At 52.0% G+C, this 23,431-nt stretch carries 23 protein-coding genes, 1 pseudogene and 1 other annotated feature; of the genes and pseudogenes, 12 read left to right on the top strand and 12 right to left on the bottom strand.

The annotated features are described in order from the left end of the window. Positions 1–91 precede the first annotated feature (91 nt). The gene (locus FDX04_RS16380; protein WP_137360863.1) at positions 92–958 is read left to right on the top strand and encodes an L-threonine kinase; all 867 of its coding nucleotides are present in this window, start codon (positions 92–94) and stop codon (positions 956–958) included. Positions 959–997: 39 nt separating this feature from the next. Here FDX04_RS16380 and FDX04_RS16375 read toward each other — a convergent pair whose 3' ends face one another. The 7 genes from FDX04_RS16375 to phsA all read right to left on the bottom strand — a co-directional run bounded on the left by FDX04_RS16375 (position 998) and on the right by phsA (position 8,251). Beyond that, complete coding sequence (locus FDX04_RS16375; RefSeq protein ID WP_032939582.1) at positions 998–1,333, bottom strand: DUF496 family protein; 336 nt, start codon at positions 1,331–1,333, stop codon at positions 998–1,000. Positions 1,334–1,571: 238 nt separating this feature from the next. Continuing rightward, complete coding sequence (locus FDX04_RS16370) at positions 1,572–2,630, bottom strand: FUSC family protein (RefSeq protein WP_038641701.1); 1,059 nt, start codon at positions 2,628–2,630, stop codon at positions 1,572–1,574. Positions 2,631–2,716: 86 nt separating this feature from the next. Further along, positions 2,717–3,184 (bottom strand): DNA gyrase inhibitor SbmC, encoded by a 468-nt coding sequence (gene sbmC / locus FDX04_RS16365; RefSeq protein ID WP_042307550.1) that lies wholly within the window; start codon positions 3,182–3,184, stop codon positions 2,717–2,719. A gap of 124 nt (positions 3,185–3,308) precedes the next feature. Next, positions 3,309–4,481, bottom strand: coding sequence for a serine-type D-Ala-D-Ala carboxypeptidase DacD (dacD, locus tag FDX04_RS16360; protein ID WP_069323527.1), 1,173 nt, complete (start codon positions 4,479–4,481; stop codon positions 3,309–3,311). Between the two features lie 139 nt (positions 4,482–4,620). Beyond that, positions 4,621–5,388: a thiosulfate reductase cytochrome B subunit gene (phsC, locus tag FDX04_RS16355; protein WP_042307546.1), complete on the bottom strand. Its 768-nt coding sequence runs from the start codon at positions 5,386–5,388 to the stop codon at positions 4,621–4,623. After that, on the bottom strand, positions 5,385–5,963 hold the full coding sequence (gene phsB, locus FDX04_RS16350) for a thiosulfate reductase electron transport protein PhsB (RefSeq protein ID WP_042307544.1): 579 nt from the start codon (positions 5,961–5,963) through the stop codon (positions 5,385–5,387). The genes phsC and phsB overlap by 4 nt, the downstream gene beginning before the upstream one ends. A 14-nt stretch (positions 5,964–5,977) precedes the next feature. Next, complete coding sequence (phsA, locus tag FDX04_RS16345) at positions 5,978–8,251, bottom strand: thiosulfate reductase PhsA (RefSeq protein ID WP_137360862.1); 2,274 nt, start codon at positions 8,249–8,251, stop codon at positions 5,978–5,980. A gap of 392 nt (positions 8,252–8,643) precedes the next feature. On the opposite strand from phsA, the gene sbcB reads away from it, so the two are divergent. Continuing rightward, complete coding sequence (gene sbcB / locus FDX04_RS16340) at positions 8,644–10,068, top strand: exodeoxyribonuclease I (protein ID WP_137371247.1); 1,425 nt, start codon at positions 8,644–8,646, stop codon at positions 10,066–10,068. Between the two features lie 59 nt (positions 10,069–10,127). On the opposite strand, the gene plaP is transcribed toward sbcB, so the two are convergent. The 4 genes and pseudogenes from plaP to FDX04_RS16320 all read right to left on the bottom strand — a co-directional run bounded on the left by plaP (position 10,128) and on the right by FDX04_RS16320 (position 13,554). Then, the gene (gene plaP / locus FDX04_RS16335) at positions 10,128–11,489 is read right to left on the bottom strand and encodes a putrescine/proton symporter PlaP (protein ID WP_003030167.1); all 1,362 of its coding nucleotides are present in this window, start codon (positions 11,487–11,489) and stop codon (positions 10,128–10,130) included. Continuing rightward, positions 11,479–11,541, bottom strand: a complete 63-nt coding sequence (gene yoeI / locus FDX04_RS24695; protein WP_099045591.1) for a membrane protein YoeI — start codon at positions 11,539–11,541, stop codon at positions 11,479–11,481. Before yoeI ends, plaP begins: the two co-directional genes overlap by 11 nt. A 162-nt stretch (positions 11,542–11,703) precedes the next feature. Next, positions 11,704–12,688, bottom strand: a pseudogene (locus FDX04_RS16325) (LysR substrate-binding domain-containing protein). Positions 12,689–12,729: 41 nt separating this feature from the next. Continuing rightward, complete coding sequence (locus tag FDX04_RS16320) at positions 12,730–13,554, bottom strand: SDR family oxidoreductase (RefSeq protein WP_137371245.1); 825 nt, start codon at positions 13,552–13,554, stop codon at positions 12,730–12,732. Positions 13,555–13,728: 174 nt separating this feature from the next. On the opposite strand from FDX04_RS16320, the gene hisL reads away from it, so the two are divergent. The 9 genes from hisL (at position 13,729) to hisIE (ending at position 20,959) form a co-directional block, all read left to right on the top strand. Continuing rightward, positions 13,729–13,776 carry a his operon leader peptide gene (hisL, locus tag FDX04_RS16315; RefSeq protein ID WP_100250077.1) on the top strand — a complete coding sequence of 16 codons (48 nt, stop codon included), beginning with the start codon at positions 13,729–13,731 and terminating at the stop codon, positions 13,774–13,776. Beyond that, positions 13,752–13,874 (top strand) — a sequence feature (His leader region). (Overlaps the previous gene by 25 nt.) Positions 13,875–13,919: 45 nt before the next feature. Beyond that, the gene (gene hisG, locus FDX04_RS16310; RefSeq protein WP_137360858.1) at positions 13,920–14,819 is read left to right on the top strand and encodes an ATP phosphoribosyltransferase; all 900 of its coding nucleotides are present in this window, start codon (positions 13,920–13,922) and stop codon (positions 14,817–14,819) included. 5 nt (positions 14,820–14,824) lie between these two features. After that, a complete protein-coding gene (gene hisD, locus FDX04_RS16305; protein WP_137371244.1) occupies positions 14,825–16,129 on the top strand; it encodes a histidinol dehydrogenase in 1,305 nt (434 codons plus the stop codon). Then, complete coding sequence (hisC, locus tag FDX04_RS16300; protein WP_137371243.1) at positions 16,126–17,205, top strand: histidinol-phosphate transaminase; 1,080 nt, start codon at positions 16,126–16,128, stop codon at positions 17,203–17,205. The genes hisD and hisC overlap by 4 nt, the downstream gene beginning before the upstream one ends. Beyond that, a complete protein-coding gene (hisB, locus tag FDX04_RS16295) occupies positions 17,202–18,269 on the top strand; it encodes a bifunctional histidinol-phosphatase/imidazoleglycerol-phosphate dehydratase HisB (protein WP_042307531.1) in 1,068 nt (355 codons plus the stop codon). The genes hisC and hisB overlap by 4 nt, the downstream gene beginning before the upstream one ends. Beyond that, positions 18,269–18,859, top strand: a complete 591-nt coding sequence (hisH, locus tag FDX04_RS16290) for an imidazole glycerol phosphate synthase subunit HisH (RefSeq protein WP_042307530.1) — start codon at positions 18,269–18,271, stop codon at positions 18,857–18,859. Before hisB ends, hisH begins: the two co-directional genes overlap by 1 nt. After that, positions 18,859–19,596 carry a 1-(5-phosphoribosyl)-5-[(5-phosphoribosylamino)methylideneamino]imidazole-4-carboxamide isomerase gene (gene hisA / locus FDX04_RS16285; protein WP_137371242.1) on the top strand — a complete coding sequence of 246 codons (738 nt, stop codon included), beginning with the start codon at positions 18,859–18,861 and terminating at the stop codon, positions 19,594–19,596. The genes hisH and hisA overlap by 1 nt, the downstream gene beginning before the upstream one ends. Further along, on the top strand, positions 19,578–20,354 hold the full coding sequence (gene hisF, locus FDX04_RS16280) for an imidazole glycerol phosphate synthase subunit HisF (RefSeq protein WP_137371241.1): 777 nt from the start codon (positions 19,578–19,580) through the stop codon (positions 20,352–20,354). The genes hisA and hisF overlap by 19 nt, the downstream gene beginning before the upstream one ends. Continuing rightward, entirely contained in the window at positions 20,348–20,959 is a 612-nt protein-coding gene (gene hisIE / locus FDX04_RS16275) for a bifunctional phosphoribosyl-AMP cyclohydrolase/phosphoribosyl-ATP diphosphatase HisIE (RefSeq protein ID WP_069323517.1), read from the top strand. Before hisF ends, hisIE begins: the two co-directional genes overlap by 7 nt. A 76-nt stretch (positions 20,960–21,035) precedes the next feature. On the opposite strand, the gene wzzB is transcribed toward hisIE, so the two are convergent. Beyond that, positions 21,036–22,016: an LPS O-antigen chain length determinant protein WzzB gene (gene wzzB, locus FDX04_RS16270; RefSeq protein ID WP_137371240.1), complete on the bottom strand. Its 981-nt coding sequence runs from the start codon at positions 22,014–22,016 to the stop codon at positions 21,036–21,038. Between the two features lie 395 nt (positions 22,017–22,411). Here wzzB and FDX04_RS16265 point away from each other — a divergent pair, with 395 nt between their 5' ends. Further along, on the top strand, positions 22,412–23,416 hold the full coding sequence (locus tag FDX04_RS16265; RefSeq protein WP_137371239.1) for an NAD-dependent epimerase: 1,005 nt from the start codon (positions 22,412–22,414) through the stop codon (positions 23,414–23,416). Positions 23,417–23,431: the final 15 nt, after the last annotated feature.

Genomic DNA, 23,431 nt, shown 5'->3' with positions numbered 1-23,431 from the left:
GCTGCCGCACCGCAAATTGCGGCAAATCATGGTAATAGCATGATCGCCATGACACTATGCGCCGAAGATTGCTGATCACAAAGGTGAAGACGTGGCTGTTGCGCAATGTCCCGCATCGTGCGGAGAACTTATCCAGGGCTGGATTCTGGGCAGTGAGAAATTAGTCTCCTGCCCGGTCGAATGGTATAGCACCGTTGAGGTCACTTCAGGCTCGCCGCTGGCAGAGGAACGTCCACTTTCACGGGCGATGGTTAATCGGCTATTGCAGCACTGGCAATACCCGGCGCAGATGAGTCAGGATATCCGAATTGATGTCCAGTCAACTATTCCCATCGCTAAAGGAATGGCCAGCAGCACTGCAGATATTGCCGCCACCGCTGTCGCCACAGCACATCATCTGGGCCATCACCTGGATGAGCCTACGCTGGCGCACCTTTGCGTTTCGCTGGAGCCTACCGACAGCACCGTTTTTCGTAAGCTTACCCTTTTCGATCATAACGACGCCTCCACGCAAATTGCCTGCGAAGCCCAGCCTCAACTCGATCTGTTGGTTCTCGAAAGCCCGGAGACCTTGCGTACTGCGGATTATCACCGTATTCCCCGTCATGCCGGGTTACAGGCAGGCGCTCCGGCCCTCAAACGAGCATGGGAAAAGGTACAGGAAGCCTGTATCAGCCAAAATCCTTACCGGATGGGCGAAGCCGCCACGCTTAGCGCAACCGCCAGCCAATTGCTGTTACCGAAACCAGATTTTGATTCACTATTAGCGCTGGTAGAGGAATGTGATTTATACGGTGTTAACGTTGCGCACAGCGGCAGCGTTGTCGGCCTGATGCTGGACAGAACACGTCATGATGTGGATTACATAAAATGGATGCTGACACAGAAAAAACTAACGGTTCACTGGCCAGAACAGCATTTATTGCGGATGGTCACAGGCGGAGTTGAACTGCAATAAGGGTCGCCGCACAGCAGCGACCCGGACAAGCATAAATCGTTACTCAGCTTTGGCTTCGCCGTTTTTCAGTTCACCCATGGCTTTCAGCTTCTTAGAAATATCGCGGCGCTCTTTTGAGATCTCAGCATTTTTGATGATGTAATCATCAACGCGATCTTCGTAATCGCTTTTCATGCTGGCAATAATGCCCTGGATCGCTTCGACGCTCATGCCAGGCTTGATGTAGTCGCTCAGGTTGTCCAACAGCAGGACACGTTTCTGGTTGTCACGGATCTTTTTCTCAACGTCCTGGATTTCACGTTGCAGTTTGTTTTTACGACGGAACAGACGAACAAATTCCAGCACGTCCTGGAAAGAAGGCTTGGTAGTTTCCATTTTTACACCCCTGATAATGTGAGATTCGGATTCGTTAAAACAACGGCTAAAGTGGGTCAACATTACTTTCATGCCCGCCATACTTCAAGTTGCATCTGCATCGACAATGCATGGCTGAAACCTGAATTATCGAGGGTAAAGCCATTGCAGTTACCAATGGTTTTAGCCTTTTTCAGTATCATACCTCTAATCTTTGCTGAATCGAAGCAGCAGTAGAACCAATCCCCTCATCTGCTCTTTATTTGCGCAACGCGCGACAGATTAAATGCGAAAGTAACTCCAGCTGTCGCGCCATCTCCATATTTAACCAAACGTAGCCGTGAATAGGCGTTTCCGCGACATTATCACCTTTATGCTCAGCGATAAGCTGACGCAGCTCCACCACGGTATCATTGAGCTTCTCCGTATTGGCAAGCACTGGCTGCGGGTTACCTTCATATAATGCATGCGTTATTGTCAGTAGCGCCTGCTGCGTCCTGAGCTGGGTTTCACGCAGAGTATGCGCGTTCAGCATAACAAAATGGCTGGTACGGCTGGCCCAGAGCGCATTAATTTGCAGCTCCAGCATGCAGACGAGGTTACGATTAACCGTCTGAATAGCTTCAAAAATGGATTTTTGAATGTGGGTTTCTTTACTGGCAGGGACGATGAGCCCGCGCATTTTGACAACCTCGCTCAACAGCTGTTGTAAATGCTTCTCCAGTCGCGGTTGTTCAAGCAGATTGGGGGAGAGCGCCGCCTGGTACACCCGATTGTACCCGGTTACGCAATGCGCCAGCTGAATACGCCAGTGTATAAATGCCCGTTGTGGCCACACGCCGGTAAACAGCATCGCCAGTAACGAACCGAGAATAACATCGCCACCGCGCCATAACGCCGTATTCATATCCCCAGCGGGCGCGCCCACAACGACAGCAAGCGTAATACCAATCAGCAGCGCCTGATACGGTTTTTTGCCCAATGCCAGCCAACCGCAGAGAAACATCGCCACCGCGCACCATATCAGCATTAGCGGAAGCGAAAAGAGCTCCAGACGCAGTGCCACCAGCCCAAGCACCGATCCCAGGATCGTGCCGCCAATCCGTTCAAAAGCTCGGGGAACAACGTTACCCCAAAAAGAAATAGGCCCCATGATCACCACCAGCGTGATCAGAGGCCATGTACCTTCAGGAATGTTTAACAGGCGTACCAACAGAAAAGTGAGAATAAACGCAAGCGCAATGCGAATACCGTGCACTACACGATAATGACGATACAAACGAATTTCAAAAGGACTCAGTGACTTATTGGCACGCACTCATGCACTCCGTCAGCGAATAGCAAAGAACAAAATTGTACTCGTTTTTTGCCTGAAAATATCATCCTGTTTTGCATCAAAAACAGTTACTTCGACTGCACCGGTATGTACATTTCAATGTCCCAGTAGCCATCCTCCATGCCATTGTTCATGTACACTTCAAAGCAGGGTTTAGCGGCTATTTCGTAAGTCGTATCCTGCATCAGGCGGTCAAAGAACTGATACCAGGGCGTGGCAAAATCATGATTTTCAACGCGCGCAACGGCAATAGCATAGTCGCCACCCGCCACTTCGGTCAGGATCACCCCTTCGCTATTTTCCGGGATCGCAAAATCTTCAGGCACGGATACCACGGTATCGCAACGCAGTTTCTCCGCCGGGACAACGTCAGGATTGTCGTAATAAACGGCTATCCATTCCAGCGGAACAATTTGCTTCCCGTCGACCCACTTCATTAACTGCTCAAAACCCTGCTTTACCGTTTGTTCCCACGGACCAACCATATGAAAACCGGCAATCCTGCGTTTATCGACCTGCTTAATCTCGTACTCCATATAACCTCCGCGATTACACTGTATTTATATACAGTGTAATTTTTAGGTATTACGGCCACAAGCAAATAGTGATTATTATGTGAGCAGATTCGCACTCTTGCCAGTCAGGCATTCCAGGAAATAACTACGCCTTATGGTGGAAATAATCGCTCAGACGCGAGAAAACGCCACCTTCGCTGACGGACTCCAGCGTAACCAGAGGCCAGTGCGCCACCAGCTTATCCCGATCGTAGAGTTCAATTTCACCCACACGCTGATGTGCCGCGATTGGCGCGACCAGTTCTTTCTTATCAAGGACATATTTTGCTTTAATGTTAGCGACTTCCGCTTTAGGCAGGGCCATCCAGAAATCCTGCTCGGTGCCCAGGCTGATTTTTTCTTTGTCGCCATACCAGATCCGTTCAGTACCGACCTGCTTACCGCTACGCAAAACCTGCACCGTATCGAAGTTTTGTTGCCCCCATTGCAGCAGCTTACGCGCCTGGTCTTCGCGCCCTTTCGCACTCTCAGCCCCCATCACAACCGCAATCAGTCGACGTTGTCCATCAACGGCGGAAGCGATCAGGTTGAACCCGGCCCCGGAGGTATGCCCTGTCTTCAGACCATCAACGTTCATGGTTTTATCCCACAACAGGCCATTACGGTTTTGCTGCGTGATTCCGTTCCAGGTAAGGCTTTTCTCACTGTACATATGGTAGAAATCTGGTTCACCATGGATGATAGCCCTCGACAATACGGCCAGATCGTAAGCAGAGCTATGCTGACCTGGCGCATCCAGACCATGGACCGTTTCAAAATGGGTGTCCTGCAGGTTCAGCTTTTGCGCATAGTTGTTCATCATCGCGACAAACTGCGGTTGTCCCCCGGCGATGTAATCCGCCAGCGCCACGCAGGCATCATTACCTGAATCAACAATTAGCCCGCGGCTGAGGTCGCGCACCGAAACACGATCGCCTTGTTTCAGGAACATCAGGGATGAACCGACGAATACCGGATTGTCTTTCGCCCAGGCATCGCGCCCAACGGTGACAATATCGGTTGGACTAATGCGCTTACTGTCGATTGCGCGATCAACAACATAGCCGGTCATCAGCTTGGTCAGACTGGCGGGGTTACGTTGCTGGTGTTCATTACCGGCTGTCAGAATTTGGCCCGTGGTGTAATCCATTAATACCCACGCCCCGGCATTTATCGCAGGCGGCTGAGGGGCGAAGCTGGCGGCATCGGTCGCCCAGGCGGACGTAAAACTCATCGTGAATAGTGAAGCGGCAATAAACAAACGGCGTTTCAACAGCATGTCCTCAGAAAAGGGAGAAATAGCCGTTCTTTTTACGGAAGTTCTGTCGAACAAACTTGAATAAATTGCAAGAAAATGTGACATAAGGCACATTTTCTTGCTGTTATACAAGGCTGTCAGAGACAAACCGCGCGCGAAATTATCCTTTGCGTGGCGCAGTCTCTGCGTGATGACTGCGATGGCGATGGTAGCCGTCGATCATACTGCGGAAAATTTGCCCTGGCGTGTCGCCCAGCGTACACAGGTAAATATGTGCGCAGATGAACAGTAAACCCACAATCGCTAACGCCATATGCAGCACCAGCATTACAGGCCCTGCCGCTACCACCTGCGGGTAGAGGCATAACAACCCTGTGATGATCAACAGCGGAACCAGCGCGTACATAATGGCCAGGTAGGCCAGTTGTTGCAGTGGGTTAAATTTATCCTTTGCCGTTGCGGCAAACGGATGCGGCTCGCCTTTCATGATGCCATACAGATAAAAGCGCGTTTGCAGCAGGCAGCGTGATATCAACCCGTTTAACTTCACGCGATAATGGCAGCCGTTGCCGCTGGTTGCGTTTATTAACACAAAGCCTATCCAGAAGGCCAGCAATGCGAAGCCGCACCAGGTATGCACCTGTACCATCAACGCTACCGGTCCGACAGAGAAGTGGCCAAACAGGCCGCTCAGCAAAAGCAGAATAAAGAGTAGCGCATTTCCCCAGTGCCAACGGCGAACAGCCAGCGAATAGAGGTATTCCCGGTGCTCCTCTCCGGTTGCCGTTTTCGGCGCCAGCATCCGACGTAACAGCGCGTGCGTGATCAACCCTGCAATCATCAGCACAACAATAACGCCCGCATAAATGAGCCACAGCGGCCAGTAGTCCGGCGCATAGTTAAGCTCCGCTCCCCAGATAGAATTCATACTTTACCCTCCTGATGGATCTCTTTACGCCGATAAACACTCACCGGACCACTACGCGTATCCTGCTGGCGATAAACCTCTTTTTGATTGATCCAGTGCTGTATTTCTGGATCATCGCGACGACCAAACTTCAACGCATCCGTAGGACAAACGGAAACGCAGGCGGGTGACTGTCCGACCTCCAGGCGGGTATCCGCGCAGAAATTACATTTGTCTGCGATTCCCGTTTGTGGATTGAGATAACGGACATGGAACGGACAAGCAGCAACGCAGTAGTCACAGCCAATACAGCGGGATTTATCCACCTGCACAATACCGTTTTCATCACGGAATGAAGCACCGGTTGGACAAACGCTGACGCACGGCGCATCTTCACAATGCTGGCAGGAAACACGAACAAACTGGAAGTGGGACAGTGCCTCGGGTTCCTGTTCCGGTGAACGGATCTGCACCTGTAAGCGGCTAAAACCTTCAGGCACGTCATTCAGTACCTTGCAGGCAACCGTACACGCCTGACAACCAATACAGCGTTTTTCGTCATGCAGCATGACATAAGGGTTTGTTGATTGATTCATGATGTACTCCTTTCTCATGCCCGACGAAGCGTAACGCCAGAGGTGTGGACCACCGTACCTGACACCGGACTGGTGACATGCGGAAGCAAATTACCGCAGTGAATTCCGTGCGTCGTCGCGGCTGTTTTGGCTCCTGCCTTGGCGCCAAATCCCATATAGACGAATAGCGTATCGGGTCGAATACCGGCGGTGACCAGCGCTTTGCCTTTTTCCTTACCGGTTGCATTTTCCAGCCAGATGTCATCGCCGCTTTTGATGCCTTTTTCACGGGCCGTTTGCGGGTGGATCCACACAGCGTTGTCCCACATCAACTCACTCAGCAGTGGCACATATTGCGTTGCGCCATTGGTATGAACCGCCACTTTCCCTTGAATAAAGTAGAGTTCATTGTCGCCTTTGAGCGCGAAATTGCGGGCGCGAGGAACACCGTAGCCAGGCAGGAGTGTTTCCAGCTCCGCAGAGTAGAGTTCGATTTTTCCTGACGGGGATTTAAAGCGCAGTTGTTCACCATAGGTGCCGTCGCTATCAACCGCAACCGCGCCCGGATAGCGCGCCACAAACTGACGCACCGCTTCGGGTTCGCGCAGCAATAGCGGAACACCCCACTCCCGATACCCTTTCTGACGTAGCTCAGCAGATAACGCATGATCGCCATTAAGCTGGTACAGCTGACGCGTTTGCATATCCTGCCATGGGTAGAATTGCCCAAGGCCTAACTGAACAGCCAGTTCTTTCCAGATTTGCCAGCTCGGACGCGCATCACCGATAGGCTCTACAACCTGCTGACGCAGGGCATAGGCTGGATTCAGCCCTGACATATCAGAAACTTCTTCATCGCGCTCAAGGTAAGTACATTCAGGTAAAAGATAATCGGCATACGCCGCGCTTTCGCTTAAATAGACATCGCAGCTGACCACCAGGTCGAGCTGTTCAACAGTCTTAACCAGATCTGGTCGACAGGTCACGGTCTGGAAAGGGTTGTGTCGGGACATAATCCATCCCTTCACCGGATACGGCGTTTGATTTAAGACGGCATCAATAATGCTCTGCACTACGCCGCCGCCGGCCGCGATGTACTTGAACTGCGGGGCAACCAGATCGATACGCTGCGCCGTTGGTTTGGGTAACTTGGCATCGGGTTTTGCCAGCACGGGAGCAACTTTCTCTCCGGCCAGCTTATTGTACGTTGCCGCCGCTTTTTTCTGATACAATCCCCCCTCACGCTCAATATTTCCAAGTAACACATTGAGGGTGAAAATCATGCGCCGCATATCAATTTCTTCTTGCGAAAACGTCGCACGATGACCCGGACTGACGATGGCGTGAGGCGCGCAGGCGGCCATTTCGCGGGTGACCCGGATAATCACATCTGCAGGCACATCAGCGAGCTTTTGCGCCCATTCCGGCGTGGTCTCTTGCACCGCTTCAGCCAGTTGGTCAAACCCTGTGGTGTAGCGTGCCACAAAGTCTGCGTCATACAGATTTTCTTTGATCATGACGTGACACATCGCCATAAGCACCGGTAAGTCACCGCCAGGCTTAAGCGCATGCCATTCATCCGCTTTGCTGGAGAAGACGGACAAACGGGGATCAAAACTGACCATCTTCGCGCCCTTTTCCTGCGCGGCCATCAGTTCATGCGTGTCGGCAACTTCAATGCCTTCATAGAGGTTATGGCCAAAAGAGACCATATAACGGGTATTGACGATATCCATGGCTAAATCGCCGCCCATCATAACTTTAGCGGCAATCGCTTTTCCGGCGGGACATGTCGACGCGTGAGTAAACGTGTTCGGCGATCCAAAAGCCGTTGCGAGATGAAATAAATGGCCAGAAAGCGAACCGGACTTGGAAGAGAATACGACCCCCTCGGGACCATGCTGCGCTTTTATTGCCGTCATTTTCTCGGCAATTTCTTTATATGCCTGCTGCCAGCTAATCACCTGCCATTCACCGCTCCCGCGAGGTCCTGTGCGTTTCATCGGTTTAACAATACGATGCGGGTCGTTGACCAGGCTAACACCGCTGCCTCCGCGCGCGCAGACACGCGTCCCCTGCTGAGGCGCATTAGGGTTTCCTTGAATAAAAACCGTCTTATTATTAATTACCTGAGCCTGAATTGGGCAGCGAAAAGAACACATTTCGCACAAACTTGGCGTCAGGGATGTTTTCCCTTTTATGTGCTCGGGAGAATTCCGCGCCAGTGCGCCTGGTGGAAAACTGCCTATCGCACAGGCTGAGCAACCTATACCCACCCCTCGTAAAAAATTACGCCGACTTATGCTCATATAACCTCCTGTTATTAGATATATCCAATTATTATATGGAGTTTATATTATTAATTTTTAACCTCACTCACATTTTATTACAATGCATACAAGCGCATTAATAAAAATATAAGGTCGTTGTTTTTAAAAGACTTTTAAAACATCCAGAAAACAGAAAATGAAATAACAATAATGGTTATCAATTAACTTATTTCCCAAGGTGTGATTTTAAGAAAGTTTATTCCAGTAATTTCCTTTAACGGTAAGAAAATAATTAATCATTCGTTCGAAGCCGTGTTCAGCGCAATTTTCTTGCGTAGGCCATTCCGCATCGATAATCCTCTTGCTGATTACCTCGCTATTTTTTGGTATTCTTGGATAAGCGCTAAATTGATCCCGGACATAACTGAACAATGAATGACGGCAAGCAGCAACCTGGCTTTCTCTTCCACGATTACGAGACTTTTGGTACCCATCCGGCGCTGGACAGACCCGCACAATTTGCGGCCATCCGCACAGATAACGATTTCAACATTATCGGTGAACCTGAAGTCTTTTATTGCAAACCCGCAGACGACTACTTGCCACAGCCAGAGGCGGTGCTGATTACCGGCATCACACCGCAGGAAGCACGTGAAAAGGGAGAAAATGAAGCTGCTTTTGCTGCGCGTATTCACGCCCTGTTTACCGTGCCGAAAACCTGCATTTTGGGCTATAACAATGTGCGCTTCGATGATGAAGTGACGCGAAATATCCTGTATCGCAATTTCTACGATCCCTATGCATGGAGCTGGCAGAACGATAATTCGCGCTGGGATCTGCTGGATGTAATGCGAGCCTGCTATGCCCTGCGTCCTGAAGGTATTAACTGGCCAGAAAATGACGATGGCTTGCCCAGCTTTCGCCTGGAACATTTGACCAAAGCGAATGGGATTGAGCATGCCAATGCCCACGATGCAATGGCCGATGTGTATGCCACGATTGCGATGGCGCAATTAGTCAAGTCACGCCAGCCTCGTCTGTTTGAGTATCTCTATAGCCATCGTAATAAGCACAAGCTGGCGGCGCTAATTGATGTGCCGCAGATGAAGCCGCTGGTCCATGTCTCGGGCATGTTCGGCGCATGGCGCGGTAACACCAGTTGGGTGGCGCCAATGGCCTGGCATCCGGAAAATCGCAACGCGGTTATCATGGTCGATCTGGCCGGTGATATTTCACCACTGCTCGAACTGGACAGCGACGCGCTGCGTGAGCGGCTCTATACCGCTAAGGCAGATCTGGGAGATAACCCCGCAGTTCCGGTTAAACTGGTGCACATCAACAAATGTCCGGTACTGGCACAGGCGAACACCCTGCGCCCGGAAGATGCCGATCGTCTCGGTATTAACCGCCAGCATTGTCTGGATAATCTCAAAATTCTGCGCGAAAACCCCCAGGTGCGCGACAAAGTCGTGGCTATCTTTGCCGAGGCAGAACCCTTTGCGCCATCGGATAACGTAGATGCCCAGTTGTACAACGGCTTTTTCAGCGATGCCGACCGCGCCGCGATGAAAATCGTTCTGGAAACCGAACCGCGCAATTTACCGGCGCTGGATATCACCTTTGTCGATAAACGCATTGAAAAGCTGCTGTTTAACTACCGCGCGCGTAACTTCCCTGGAACGCTGGATGAAGCCGAACAACAGCGCTGGCTGGACCATCGTCGTCAGGTATTCACGCCGGAGTTTTTGCAAAATTACGCCAATGAGTTACAGATGCTGAGTCAGCAATATGCGGATAACAAAGAAAAGCTGACGCTGCTGAAAGCGCTCTGGCAATATGCGCAAGAGATTGTATAAATCCCACGTATAAAAAAACGGAGAACATGTCTCCGTTTTTTTTCAGCTAAATGCAATTATTACGCGATATCTTCGTCGTACTGCGGGACCGGGTTGCGGAAGCTTTTGGTCACGCAAGCCAGGTAGATCAGACCGATACCCGCCCAGATCAGGCCCAGAACCATTGAGCTTTCTTCCAGGTTCACCCACAGCGCGCCAACGGTCAGCGCACCGCACATTGGCAGGAACAGGTACTGGAAGTGATCTTTCAGCGTCTTGTTACGCTTCTCACGGATCCAGAACTGGGAGATTACCGACAGGTTAACGAAGGTAAACGCCACCAGCGCACCAAAGTTAATCAGCGCCGTCGCCATCACCAGGTCGAAGTTGATTGCCAGCAAAGCAATCGCACCAACCAGAATGATGTTCATGGACGGAGTACGCCATTTCGGGTGTACATAACCGAAGAAGCTTTTCGGGAATACGCCGTCACGGCCCATCACGTACATCAGACGCGCAACGCCTGCATGCGCCGCCATACCGGACGCCAGTACGGTAATGGTAGAGAAAATCAGCGCGCCTACCTGGAAGAACTTACCCGCAACATACAGCATGATTTCCGGCTGCGAAGCATCTGGATCCTTAAAGCGCGAGATATCCGGGAAGTACAGCTGCAACAGATAGGTGGAGACGATAAAGATCAGGCCACCAATCAGAGCAGTCAGGAAAATCGCACGCGGGATCACGCGCTCAGCGTCTTTGGTTTCTTCTGACAGGTTGCTGATACCGTCAAAACCGGTGAACGAGAAGCACAGGATGGTCGCACCGGTGATCATCGGGATCACGTGCGCATCACCAGACCAGAACGGACGGCTGCTTGCCAGCGTACCGGCCCCTTCCCCTTCGAACACGCCATAAACGACCATGCCGAGGATCACCGCAATCAGCACCACCTGCAACAACACGATCACAGTGTTGAAATTGGCGACGGATTTGAGGCTACGCAGGTTGAAGGCGGTCATAAAGGCCACCAGCGCCACCACGAACATCCACGATGGAATCGAGGGCACCAGCGCTTCAAAATATATTTTCGCCAACAGAATGTTGATCATCGGCGCGAACAGGTAGTCCAGCAGCGATGACCAGCCAACCATAAAGCCAACGGTCGGGCTAATGGATTTCTGAGCGTAAGTGTAGGCAGAGCCTGCAGACGGATAGCGGCGTACCAGTTTACCGTAGCTTAGTGCGGTAAAGAGGATGGCGATCAGTGCAAAGGCGTAAGCTGTCGGGACGTGACCATCGGTCATTCCTGAGACGATACCGAATGTATCGAACAGCGTCATCGGCTGCATATAGGCAAGGCCCATCATGACAACCGGAACCAGCGTAAGCGTTTTACGTAATTCCACGCGAGAGGTGTTTGGAGTAGCGTTATGCGACATGGTTATCCCCCATTACGGCGAAAACCGTCGCGTAAGCAAAAAATTGCCCCATTTTTTGTTAATCCTCAGCGACAACAACTGTCGATTTTTAAGTAAGTATCTATCCGGTACGAAGCCCGGCCTCTTTTATGAATGATTGGTTTGATGCAAAAAAATAACCGACGCGTATTAAAACGTCGGTTAATGTCATTTTTTGCAAGCGGCGTATTTTGCACTAATTTGGAGAGAAATAACAAGAGATTGAAGCCACTGTAAAAAAATATTTTTTCTCAACTGATTGATTTATCAGCATCCGTTTTAACGTACACCCCGGCAATAGCACTATTTGCTAAAATCTCATCCCGCCACCAGGCGCTGGCAAGCCCGGCGGTCTGTTCATTCCACCCTATCCATACGGGTTCAAACAGAATTTGTCCGACCACTTTCTTCTCAATCAGCGCGCCGCTGTCCAAAAATCGCTGCGCCAGATAACGTGGAATATATCCGCATCCGAGACCACTGATTTGCAGCTCCAGCTTGGTTTTGAAGTCAAAAACGGTAATCGCTTCCTGATCGTCCAACACCTGAACACCGGAGATGTTCACTTGATGCGCATTTTCTCCCACCACGATGGCGCGAAATCGTCGAATAGTGCGACGATTTAACGGTTCCTGTTCCTGCGCCAAGGGGTGATGCGGCGCAACAACAAACACCTGTTCCAGAGCACCCAGCCGCGCAAAGCCAAATTCGCTCCCCGCAGGCGGTTCATGCATAGCGCCGACAATAATATCCGCCCGCCCCTGAGTCAGTGCATCCCAGGAGCCCCCCAGCACGCCGTTAATAAATTTCAGACGCGTCACACTGTGACGTTGATAGAACGATTCGATGAGGGGGGCCAGCAGTGAAAAGGGAAACGTATCATCGACGCCGATAACCAGTTCATTTTCCCAGCCTTCATGCAGCTTAATGGCTTGCTTTTCGAGTTCGCGAACGGAGTGCAATACCTCTCGCCCCTTTTCCAGCAGCATTTGGCCGGTGCGGGTAAACTTAGCCCGGTGTCCACTGCGATCTAATAACTGAATATTAAGATCGCTTTCCAGTTTATGGACGGTGTAGCTAAGCGCAGACGGCGTCTTATACAATTTTGCCGACGCCGCCGCGAAACTGCCCTCTTTTTCTAACGCATCGAGAATGATAAGAACGTCCAGCAGTGGTTTCATACTCGCCCCCTGGCGGTATACAGCGACACTCTGCTGGCCTGTCACTCCATCGGCATCACCAGCGGATCGGGATACTGGTACTCAAATCCAAGCTCATTACAAATACGGCTGCCATCAATGACTTTACCTTTACCGTTATCCGCACCGCCGCGAAATTCTGGAGGTTCCATCCCCAACTGGCGGGCCATCTGTGGATAGAACACGTTACGCGCCGGATGCAAAGGCGCACATATATTATAGATGTGTCCCCCTTTAGGCGCTTGCAGCAGCAACGTGATGGCAGAAACGACATCATCCAGATGCACCAGATTGACGCCATGGTTTCCATCCGGCGCCGTCTTACCCGCGAAAAAGCGGCCGGGATGTCTTCCCGGGCCAACCAGCCCGGCCAGGCGCAGAATATCTACCGAGGTGCCTGGCAAGTTGTGCAGCCAGTCTTCAAGTTCTTTCAGCACACGCCCGCTGGCGGTGACCGGGTTACGCGGTGTTCCCTCTTTTACGATGCCCTGGACATCGCCATAGACCGATGTCGAGCTGGTAAAAATAATCCGCGGGATCCGGTACGCCAGCGCACTATCAACCAACTCCTGCATGGCCTGCAGGTAAAATGCCTCCCCCGGCCCGCTACGGCGAGCAGGTAGCGTAATAACCAGTGCATCAGCGTCCATCAGTGCGTCGAGATCGTCGGTCTCACAGACCAGTTCAGGCTCCAGGCGCAGCGAGTAACTCTCGATACCGCTCATGCGGGCCGCTTCCACCCCATCTAATGTGGTTTTGCTGCCGGTCACCTGCCAGCCTCTCGCCGCCAGCGACATGGCTAACGGCATGCCTAACCAACCTAACCCGACAATTGCGACCTTTTTCATGCCTTCTCTCCTGACTTTTGGCCTATAACGCAAGGCTACGCCAGCCCACGGTGGCTGACAATTCATAGTATCAATATGAAATGAATTAATGATCAAAAAAAGCCCTTGCTTTCCGTAGCTAAAGTGGTTTACGTTAAAAGACATCAAATGAATAAACATTCATCGAGAAAATTTATGACACGCGCTCAATTTAAACACCATCATCACCATCATCCTGACTAGTCTTTCAGGCGATGTGTGCTGGGAGACATTTAAATCTTCCAGCGGTGCATGAGCGTATGAGAAAGCCCCCGGAAGATTTCTTCCGGGGGCTTTTTTTTGTGCGTGACCCAAACTGATTCAGACAGGATAACAAGGAACAAACAATGTTAGACAACACCCGTTTACGCATAGCTATGCAGAAATCAGGCCGTTTAAGCGACGATTCACGCGAATTACTGGCCCGTTGCGGCATTAAAATTAATCTTCACACCCAGCGCTTAATTGCGATGGCAGAGAATATGCCGATTGATATTCTGCGCGTGCGTGATGACGATATCCCGGGTCTGGTGATGGACGGCGTCGTTGATCTTGGCATCATTGGGGAAAACGTTCTGGAAGAAGAGCTGCTCAACCGTCGGGCACAGGGTGAAGATCCTCGCTATTTTACCCTGCGTCGTCTGGACTTCGGTGGCTGCCGTCTTTCGCTGGCAACCCCGGTTGATGAAGCCTGGGATGGCCCGGCCGCGCTGAACGGGAAGCGTATCGCCACCTCTTACCCGCACCTGCTCAAGCGTTATCTCGATCAAAAAGGGGTGTCATTTAAATCCTGTCTGTTAAACGGTTCTGTCGAAGTCGCACCCCGCGCGGGCCTGGCCGATGCGATCTGCGATCTGGTCTCAACCGGTGCGACGCTTGAAGCCAATGGTCTGCGTGAAGTGGAAGTGATTTATCGCTCTAAAGCGTGTCTGATTCAGCGCGACGGCGAAATGGCCGCAGCCAAGCAGCAGTTGATCGACAAACTACTGACCCGCATCCAGGGGGTTATTCAGGCTCGTGAATCCAAATACATCATGATGCACGCCCCGAGCGAGCGTCTGGACGAAGTCATCGCCCTGCTGCCTGGCGCTGAGCGCCCTACCATTCTGCCACTGGCGGGTGATCAGCAGCGCGTGGCGATGCACATGGTCAGCAGCGAAACCCTGTTCTGGGAAACAATGGAAAAACTGAAAGCGCTCGGCGCCAGCTCAATTCTGGTGCTGCCGATTGAGAAGATGATGGAGTAACGACCATGAGCTTCAATACCCTGATTGACTGGAATAGCTGTAGCCCGGAGCAGCAGCGCGAACTGCTGATGCGCCCGGCGATCTCCGCCTCTGAGAGCATCAGCCGCACGGTGGCCGAGATCCTTGAGAACGTCAAAAATAATGGCGACCGGGCGCTACGTGAATACAGCGCGAAGTTTGATAAAACCGAGGTCGGCGCACTGCGCGTCACCGAGGAAGAAATTCAGCAGGCCAGCAGTCGCCTGAGCGACGAACTGAAACAAGCCATGCAGGCGGCGGTGCGTAATATTGCTACTTTCCACACCGCGCAAATCCTGCCACCGGTGGACATCGAAACCCAGCCGGGTGTCCGCTGCCAGCAGGTTACCCGCCCTATCGCTTCCGTGGGCCTGTATATTCCAGGGGGATCGGCGCCGCTGTTCTCTACCGTATTAATGCTGGCGACCCCGGCGCGTATTGCGGGCTGCAAAAAAGTGGTGCTGTGCTCGCCGCCGCCAATTGCCGATGAAATCCTCTACGCTGCGCAGCTATGTGGCGTGAAAGAGGTGTTTAACGTGGGTGGCGCGCAGGCTATTGCCGCGCTGGCGCTGGGTACGGAGTCTATTCCAAAAGTCGATAAAATATTCGGGCCGGGCAATGCGTATGTGACCGAAGCCAAACGCCAGGTCAGCCAGCGTCTTGACGGCGCCGCCATCGACATGCCCGCGGGCCCGTCCGAAGTATTGGTTATCGCCGACAGCGGCGCAACGCCGGATTTTGTCGCCTCCGACCTGCTCTCTCAGGCCGAGCACGGCCCGGACTCGCAGGTGATCCTGCTGACGCCGGACGCTAAGCTTGCAGAGGGCGTTGCCGAAGCCGTTGAACGCCAGCTCGCCGAGCTGTCCCGCGCCGACACTGCGCGTCAGGCGCTCTCCGCCAGCCGCTTAATCGTGGCGAAAGATCTGGCGCAGTGCGTTGAAATCTCCAACGCCTACGGTCCGGAGCACCTGATCATTCAGACCCGCAACGCACGTGACCTGGTTGATGACATTACCAGCGCCGGTTCGGTGTTCCTTGGCGACTGGTCGCCGGAATCCGCAGGCGACTACGCTTCCGGCACCAACCACGTGCTGCCAACCTACGGTTATACCGCAACCTGTTCCAGCCTGGGGCTGGCTGATTTCCAGAAACGGATGACCGTACAGGAATTAACACCACAAGGTTTCTCTGCGCTGGCCGCCACCATTGAAACCCTGGCCGCGGCTGAGCTGCTGACCGCCCACAAAAATGCCGTCACCCTGCGCGTTAACGCCCTGAAGGAGCAAGCATGAGCACTGACAACGTTCTCAGCGTCACTGATTTAGCCCGTAAGAATGTCCGCGAGTTAACGCCTTATCAGTCTGCCCGCCGTCTTGGCGGTAACGGCGACGTCTGGCTCAACGCGAATGAATACCCCACCGCCGTTGAGTTTCAGCTCAGTCAGCAAACGTTGAACCGCTACCCAGAGTGCCAGCCGAAAGTCGTGATTGAGAATTACGCGCAGTATGCAGGCGTCAAGCCGGAGCAGGTGCTGGTCAGCCGCGGCGCAGATGAAGGGATCGAACTGCTGGTGCGCGCTTTTTGCGAACCCGGTAAAGATGCGATTCTGTACTGCCCGCCGACTTACGGCATGTACAGCGTCAGCGCCGAAACGATTGGCGTTGAATGTCGTACCGTCCCGACACTTGACGACTGGCAACTGGATTTACAAGGTATCGCGGACAAGCTTGATGGCGTAAAGGTGGTTTACGTATGCAGCCCAAATAACCCAACGGGCCAGTTGATTAAGCCACAGGATCTGCGTGCGCTGCTCGACATGACGCAGGGTAAAGCTATCGTGGTTGCCGATGAAGCGTATATCGAGTTTTGCCCGCAGGCCACGCTGGCAGGCTGGCTGTCTGAATATCCGCACCTGGTGATTTTACGCACGCTGTCCAAAGCGTTTGCTCTCGCCGGTTTACGTTGCGGGTTTACGCTGGCCAATGAAGAGGTTATCAATCTGCTGTTAAAGGTGATCGCCCCTTACCCGCTCTCTACGCCGGTGGCGGATATCGCCGCCCAGGCGCTGACGCCGCAAGGGGTTGCCGCCATGCGTCAACGCGTAGAGCAGATCCTGCAAGAGCGTCAGTATCTGGTAGATAACCTGAAAACAATTCGCTGTGTAGAACAGGTTTTCGCTTCTGAAACCAACTATGTTCTGGCGCGCTTCATCGCATCGAGCAGCGTATTTAAATCTTTGTGGGATCAGGGCATTATCTTACGAGACCAGAACAAACAACCCTCGTTAAGCGGCTGCCTGCGAATTACTGTCGGAACCCGTGAAGAGAGCCAGCGCGTCATTGACGCCTTACGTGCGGAGCAAGTATGAGCCAGAAGTATCTTTTTATCGATCGCGATGGAACCCTGATTTCTGAACCGCCAAGTGACTTTCAGGTTGATCGCTTTGACAAACTGGCTTTTGAGCCGGAAGTCGTTCCTGTTTTGCTGAAACTGCAAAAAGCAGGCTATAAGCTGGTGATGATTACCAACCAGGATGGACTGGGAACGCAGAGTTTCCCGCAGGCCGATTTTGACGGTCCGCATAACCTGATGATGCAAATTTTCACCTCTCAGGGCGTGGCATTTGATGAAGTGCTGATTTGCCCGCACCTGCCGACGGACGAATGCGCTTGCCGGAAGCCAAAAGTGAAGCTGGTTGAGCAGTACCTGGTTGAACAGGCCATGGACATAGCAAACAGCTACGTCATTGGTGATCGTGCCACAGATATTCAGCTGGCTGAAAACATGGGAATTCGCGGATTGCGTTATCACCGTGACACCCTGAACTGGGCGATGATCGGCGAACAGTTGACCAAGCGTGACCGCTACGCGCACGTTGAGCGCAATACCAAAGAAACGCAGATTGACGTCAAAGTCTGGCTGGACCGCGAAGGCCAAAGCAAAATCAATACCGGCGTTGGCTTCTTTGACCACATGCTGGATCAAATCGCCACTCACGGTGGTTTTCGCATGGAGATAGCCGTTAAGGGCGATCTGTATATTGACGATCACCACACCGTAGAAGATACCGGTCTGGCGCTGGGTGAGGCCTTAAAGCTGGCATTAGGCGATAAACGTGGCATCAACCGTTTTGGTTTTGTCCTGCCGATGGACGAGTGTCTGGCACGTTGCGCGCTGGATATCTCCGGGCGTCCGCACCTGGAATACCGCGCTGAGTTTACCTACCAGCGCGTGGGCGATCTGAGCACGGAGATGATTGAACACTTCTTCCGCTCACTCTCTTACACCATGGGTGTCACCCTGCACCTGAAAACCAAAGGGAAAAATGACCACCACCGCGTGGAAAGCCTGTTTAAAGCCTTTGGCCGCACGCTGCGTCAGGCAATTCGCGTAGAAGGCGACACGCTGCCCTCCTCAAAAGGAGTGTTGTAATGAACGTAGTGATCCTGGATACCGGCTGCGCCAATCTGAACTCGGTGAAATCCGCCGTCGCGCGCCATGGATACGACCCGGTTGTCAGCCGCGATGCGGATGTGGTGCTCCGTGCCGATAAGCTGTTTCTACCCGGCGTGGGTACCGCGCAGGCGGCTATGGACCAGTTGCACGAGCGTGAACTTATTGAGCTGATTAAGGCCTGTACGCAGCCGGTGCTGGGGATCTGCTTAGGCATGCAACTGCTTGGGCGGCGCAGTGAAGAGAGTAACGGTGTCTCCCTGCTGGGCATTATTGATCAGGACGTCCCTAAAATGACCGATTTCGGTCTGCCGCTGCCGCATATGGGCTGGAATCGCGTTTATCCGCAGGCGGGGAATCGTCTGTTCCAGGGTATTGACGATGGGGCGTATTTCTACTTTGTCCACAGCTATGCGATGCCAGTGAACCCATGGACCATCGCCCAATGTCATTACGGCGAACCGTTTACCGCGGCAGTGCAAAAGGACAATTTCTTTGGCGTGCAGTTCCACCCGGAACGTTCGGGTGCGGCTGGGGCGCAGTTGCTGAAAAACTTTCTGGAGATGTAATGATTATTCCGGCATTAGATTTAATCGACGGCACGGTGGTGCGTCTTCATCAGGGCGATTACGCACAGCAACGTGATTACGGCAACGATCCTCTGCCCCGCTTGCAGGATTACTCGGCACAAGGCGCACAGGTACTGCACCTGGTCGATCTGACCGGGGCAAAAGATCCGCAGAAACGACAAATACCACTGATTAAAACGCTGGTTGCGGGCGTCAATGTTCCGGTGCAGGTGGGCGGCGGTGTGCGTACTGAAGCGGACGTTGCGGCACTGCTTGACGCCGGTGTGGCGCGTGTGGTGGTCGGTTCGACGGCGGTTAAATCCCCTGAGGAAGTTAAGAGCTGGTTCGAACGTTTTGGCGCCGACGCGCTGGTGCTGGCGCTGGACGTGCGTATTGATGAGCAAGGTAATAAACAGGTTGCGGTCAGCGGCTGGCAGGAAGATTCCGGGGTTTCGCTGGAAGAACTGGTGGAAACCTATTTGCCCGTGGGTCTGAAGCATGTGCTGTGCACCGATATTTCCCGCGACGGTACGCTGGCGGGTTCGAACGTCGCGCTTTATGAAGAAGTGTGCGCCAAATATCCGCAGGTGGCGTTTCAGTCATCTGGTGGCATTGGCGGAATCGAGGATGTGGCGGCCCTGCGCGGGACCGGAGTACGCGGCGTGATTGTCGGACGCGCCCTGCTGGAAGGTAAGTTCACCGTTGAGGAGGCCATCCAATGCTGGCAAAACGCATAATTCCTTGTCTGGACGTTCGCGATGGACAGGTGGTAAAAGGCGTCCAGTTTCGCAATCACGAAATTATTGGCGACATCGTCCCGCTGGCAAAACGCTATGCCGATGAAGGCGCAGATGAACTGGTGTTCTACGATATCACCGCTTCCAGCGATGGCCGTGTAGTGGATAAAAGCTGGGTGTCTCGCGTGGCGGAAGTGATCGACATTCCGTTCTGCGTTGCCGGCGGGATTAAGTCCATCGATGATGCGGCGCGTATCCTCTCCTTTGGGGCGGATAAAATATCCATCAACTCCCCGGCGCTGGCTGACCCGGAGCTTATCACGCGGCTGTCGGACCGCTTTGGCGTACAGTGCATTGTGGTGGGTATCGATACCTGGTATGACGCCGAAACCGGTAAATATCACGTTAACCAGTACACCGGGGATGAGAGCCGTACCCGCATCACGCAGTGGGAAACGCTGGACTGGGTGCAGGAAGTGCAGAAACGTGGAGCTGGCGAAATCGTGCTGAACATGATGAATCAGGACGGCGTGCGTAATGGCTACGATCTGGAACAGCTGAGAAAAGTGCGCGACGTTTGCCATGTACCGCTGATTGCCTCCGGTGGCGCGGGCACCATGGAACACTTCCTCGAAGCCTTCCGGGATGCTGACGTTGACGGCGCGCTTGCCGCCTCCGTCTTCCACAAGCAAATTATCAATATTGGCGAATTAAAAGCGTACCTGGCAACACAGGGCGTGGAGATCAGGATATGTTAACGAAGCAACAATGCCGCGAGCTGGACTGGGAAAAAACTGACGGACTGATGCCAGTTGTCGTGCAGCATGCGGTCTCCGGCGAAGTATTGATGCTGGGTTATATGAACCCGGAGGCGCTGGATAAAACGCTTGAAAGCGGTAAGGTAACCTTCTTCTCGCGGACCAAACAACGCCTGTGGACCAAAGGTGAAACCTCTGGCAACTTTCTTAATGTGGTTAACATCGCGCCTGACTGCGACAACGACACCCTGCTGGTGCTGGTTAACCCGATTGGGCCAACTTGCCACAAAGGCACCTCAAGCTGCTTTGCTAACACCAGTCATCAGTGGCTGTTCCTGTATCAACTGGAACAACTTCTGGCTGAGCGTAAAACCGCCGATCCGGCAAGCTCTTACACGGCCAAGCTGTATGCCAGTGGCACCAAACGCATTGCGCAGAAAGTGGGGGAAGAAGGCGTGGAAACCGCACTGGCCGCCACCGTGCACGATCGTTTTGAACTGACGAATGAAGCTTCTGACCTGATGTACCACCTGCTGGTTCTGCTACAGGATCAGGAGCTTGATCTGACCACCGTGATTGAGAACTTACGTAAGCGTCATCAGTAATCGGCAGACGTAAAAAAACCGGGCGCTGTGAACTGCCCGGTTTTTTTGTGCTCAGAATAAAACTGCTGTCGGCCTGCTACGCTCTGGCTTTGTAACCACGCAGCGCATTTCGCCCCAGCACGATACCGGCACCAATCATTCCCCCCAGCAGAACGGCCAGTACCAGGGTAATGGCTTTTTTCGGACTGTCACGACGAATCGGTAACGTTGGTTTCATCACGTAGCGATAGGAGTGCAACTCTGCCCCTTCAAGCTTAAGATTTCTGATATCCAGCAGTTTTTGTTTTGTCTGGAAGTAGTTATCAGACAATATCAAAGGACGCGTAGCCTCGTGTTCAACCATAGATTTCAGGGCATCGCTACCCAACAGGAACATACTGTCCTGCGTAACCTCCTGAGTTTGCTGGATTTGGGGCTTAATCACACCGGCCTGTTCTGCATAACGCAGCGCCTCCTGGATTTGCTTGATGCGCAAATCTTTTTGTTCCTGAGCAACCACTTCCTGGGTCTTCAGAGAGTCTTCAAGAGTACTGGTTTGCAGCTTGATGTTATCAGTCAGGTCAAGCTCCAGCTCTTTGGCAACTTTTTCATCAGTTTGTTGAATGTATTCAGCCAACTGACGCTGAGCTTCTTCTGGTGATCCGCCAACATAAGAGACAGATAACGGCAACTGTTGGCCTTTAACAGACTGCTCAATTGACAATTTCTCTGGTTTTTCTTGATTATCAAGCGCTTCAGCCAATGCAGAGAAAGAAGTACTGAAACGACCAATAACGTTTGTCTGCAGTTCAGTCACCTTAGGTGCGCTGGCACCATACATCACGTTAAGCGCGTTGTTATAGGTGGCAATCTGTCCGACATCAGGTTGAGTAATAATTGCAGTAGAGGTCCATTTCTCTTTAGCAATCGCCAGATAGCCCACCGCCAGTACAATGGCAACGACAATCGCAACAACAATAGTGACTTTCCCGCGCCATAATTGCACCAGCAAATCAATCAGATCAATCTGTTCCGGATCGTTACCACGCCCGGACATGTTGTTATCACTTACAGACATAGTTACCTTAATTAATGAAGAACTTAAACTCGAATTAGTTTAGCTATAAATTGAAGCAATTCCATAGGATTAATGATAAAAAAACAAATTAATTGAGAGATTTTGATTGGCATTTTAGTCACTGGAGATAAAGGGAAGGAATTTAAAAGAAGTGTCAATACAGAAAGGTCATTCTTCGTAGGAAAAGCGTCAATCAGCGGGTTAAATGTCAGTAAGCGTAAATGCCGAACGATCTCGCCAATATATTCGCCACATGAATATTTATTAACTTACCACTAAAAATGGCATGAGTAAAAAGGATAACCATTAGCTTTTTTGCCATCTGACGGTATTATTCCAGTTTTCGTTGCACCAGATAGTGCCTGGCTGCTTTTTAGCCGAAAAGAGGAACGAACATGAAATACTTGGTTACGGGGGCCGCTGGTTTCATCGGCTTCCATGTTAGCAAACGCCTCCTTGAGGCTGGCCACCAAGTCGTCGGTATCGATAATCTCAACGATTACTACGACGTGAGTCTTAAGCATGCCCGTCTGGAGCTGTTGGTACACCCCGGCTTCCATTTTCATAAGATTGATTTAGCCGACCGCGAAGGTATGTCAACTCTTTTCGCTTCCGGGAATTTTGATCGTGTGATTCATCTCGCTGCACAGGCTGGTGTACGTTATTCACTTGAAAATCCGCACGCTTACGCAGACTCCAATCTCACAGGTTTTCTGAACATACTGGAAGGTTGTCGGCATAATAAAATTCAGCATTTACTCTATGCCTCTTCCAGCTCGGTATACGGTCTGAATCGAAAAATGCCCTTTTCAACGGACGATTCCGTCGATCACCCCGTATCCCTGTATGCGGCAACCAAAAAAGCCAACGAACTGATGGCCCATACCTATTCCCATCTGTACGGATTACCCACCACAGGCCTGCGTTTCTTTACCGTGTACGGTCCTTGGGGCCGCCCGGATATGGCGTTGTTCAAGTTCACCAAAGCGATGCTGGAAGGGAAAAGTATTGACGTCTATAACTACGGCAAAATGAAGCGTGACTTTACCTATATTGATGATATCGCAGAAGCAATCATTCGCCTGCAGGATGTTATTCCTGAGCCCAACGGGGAGTGGACTGTCGAAAGCGGTTCCCCAGCAACCAGCTCCGCGCCGTATCGCGTCTACAATATCGGCAATAGTGCACCGGTAGAGCTGATGGATTATATCAAGGCGCTGGAAGATGCGCTGGGTATAGAAGCGAAGAAAAACATGCTACCACTTCAGCCCGGTGATGTATTGGAAACCAGCGCGGACACTAAAGCACTGTATGATATTATTGGATTTAAACCTGAAACAACGGTTAAAGATGGAGTGAAGAACTTTGTTGACTGGTATCGTAACTTCTACAACGTTTAATTACTAACCTGTTTA

The organism is Citrobacter sp. wls615 (assembly GCF_005281355.1).
Lineage (GTDB): Bacteria > Pseudomonadota > Gammaproteobacteria > Enterobacterales > Enterobacteriaceae > Citrobacter > Citrobacter werkmanii.
Note: the sequence above shows the minus strand (reverse complement) of the source record. Positions and strands in the feature narration are given on the sequence as shown.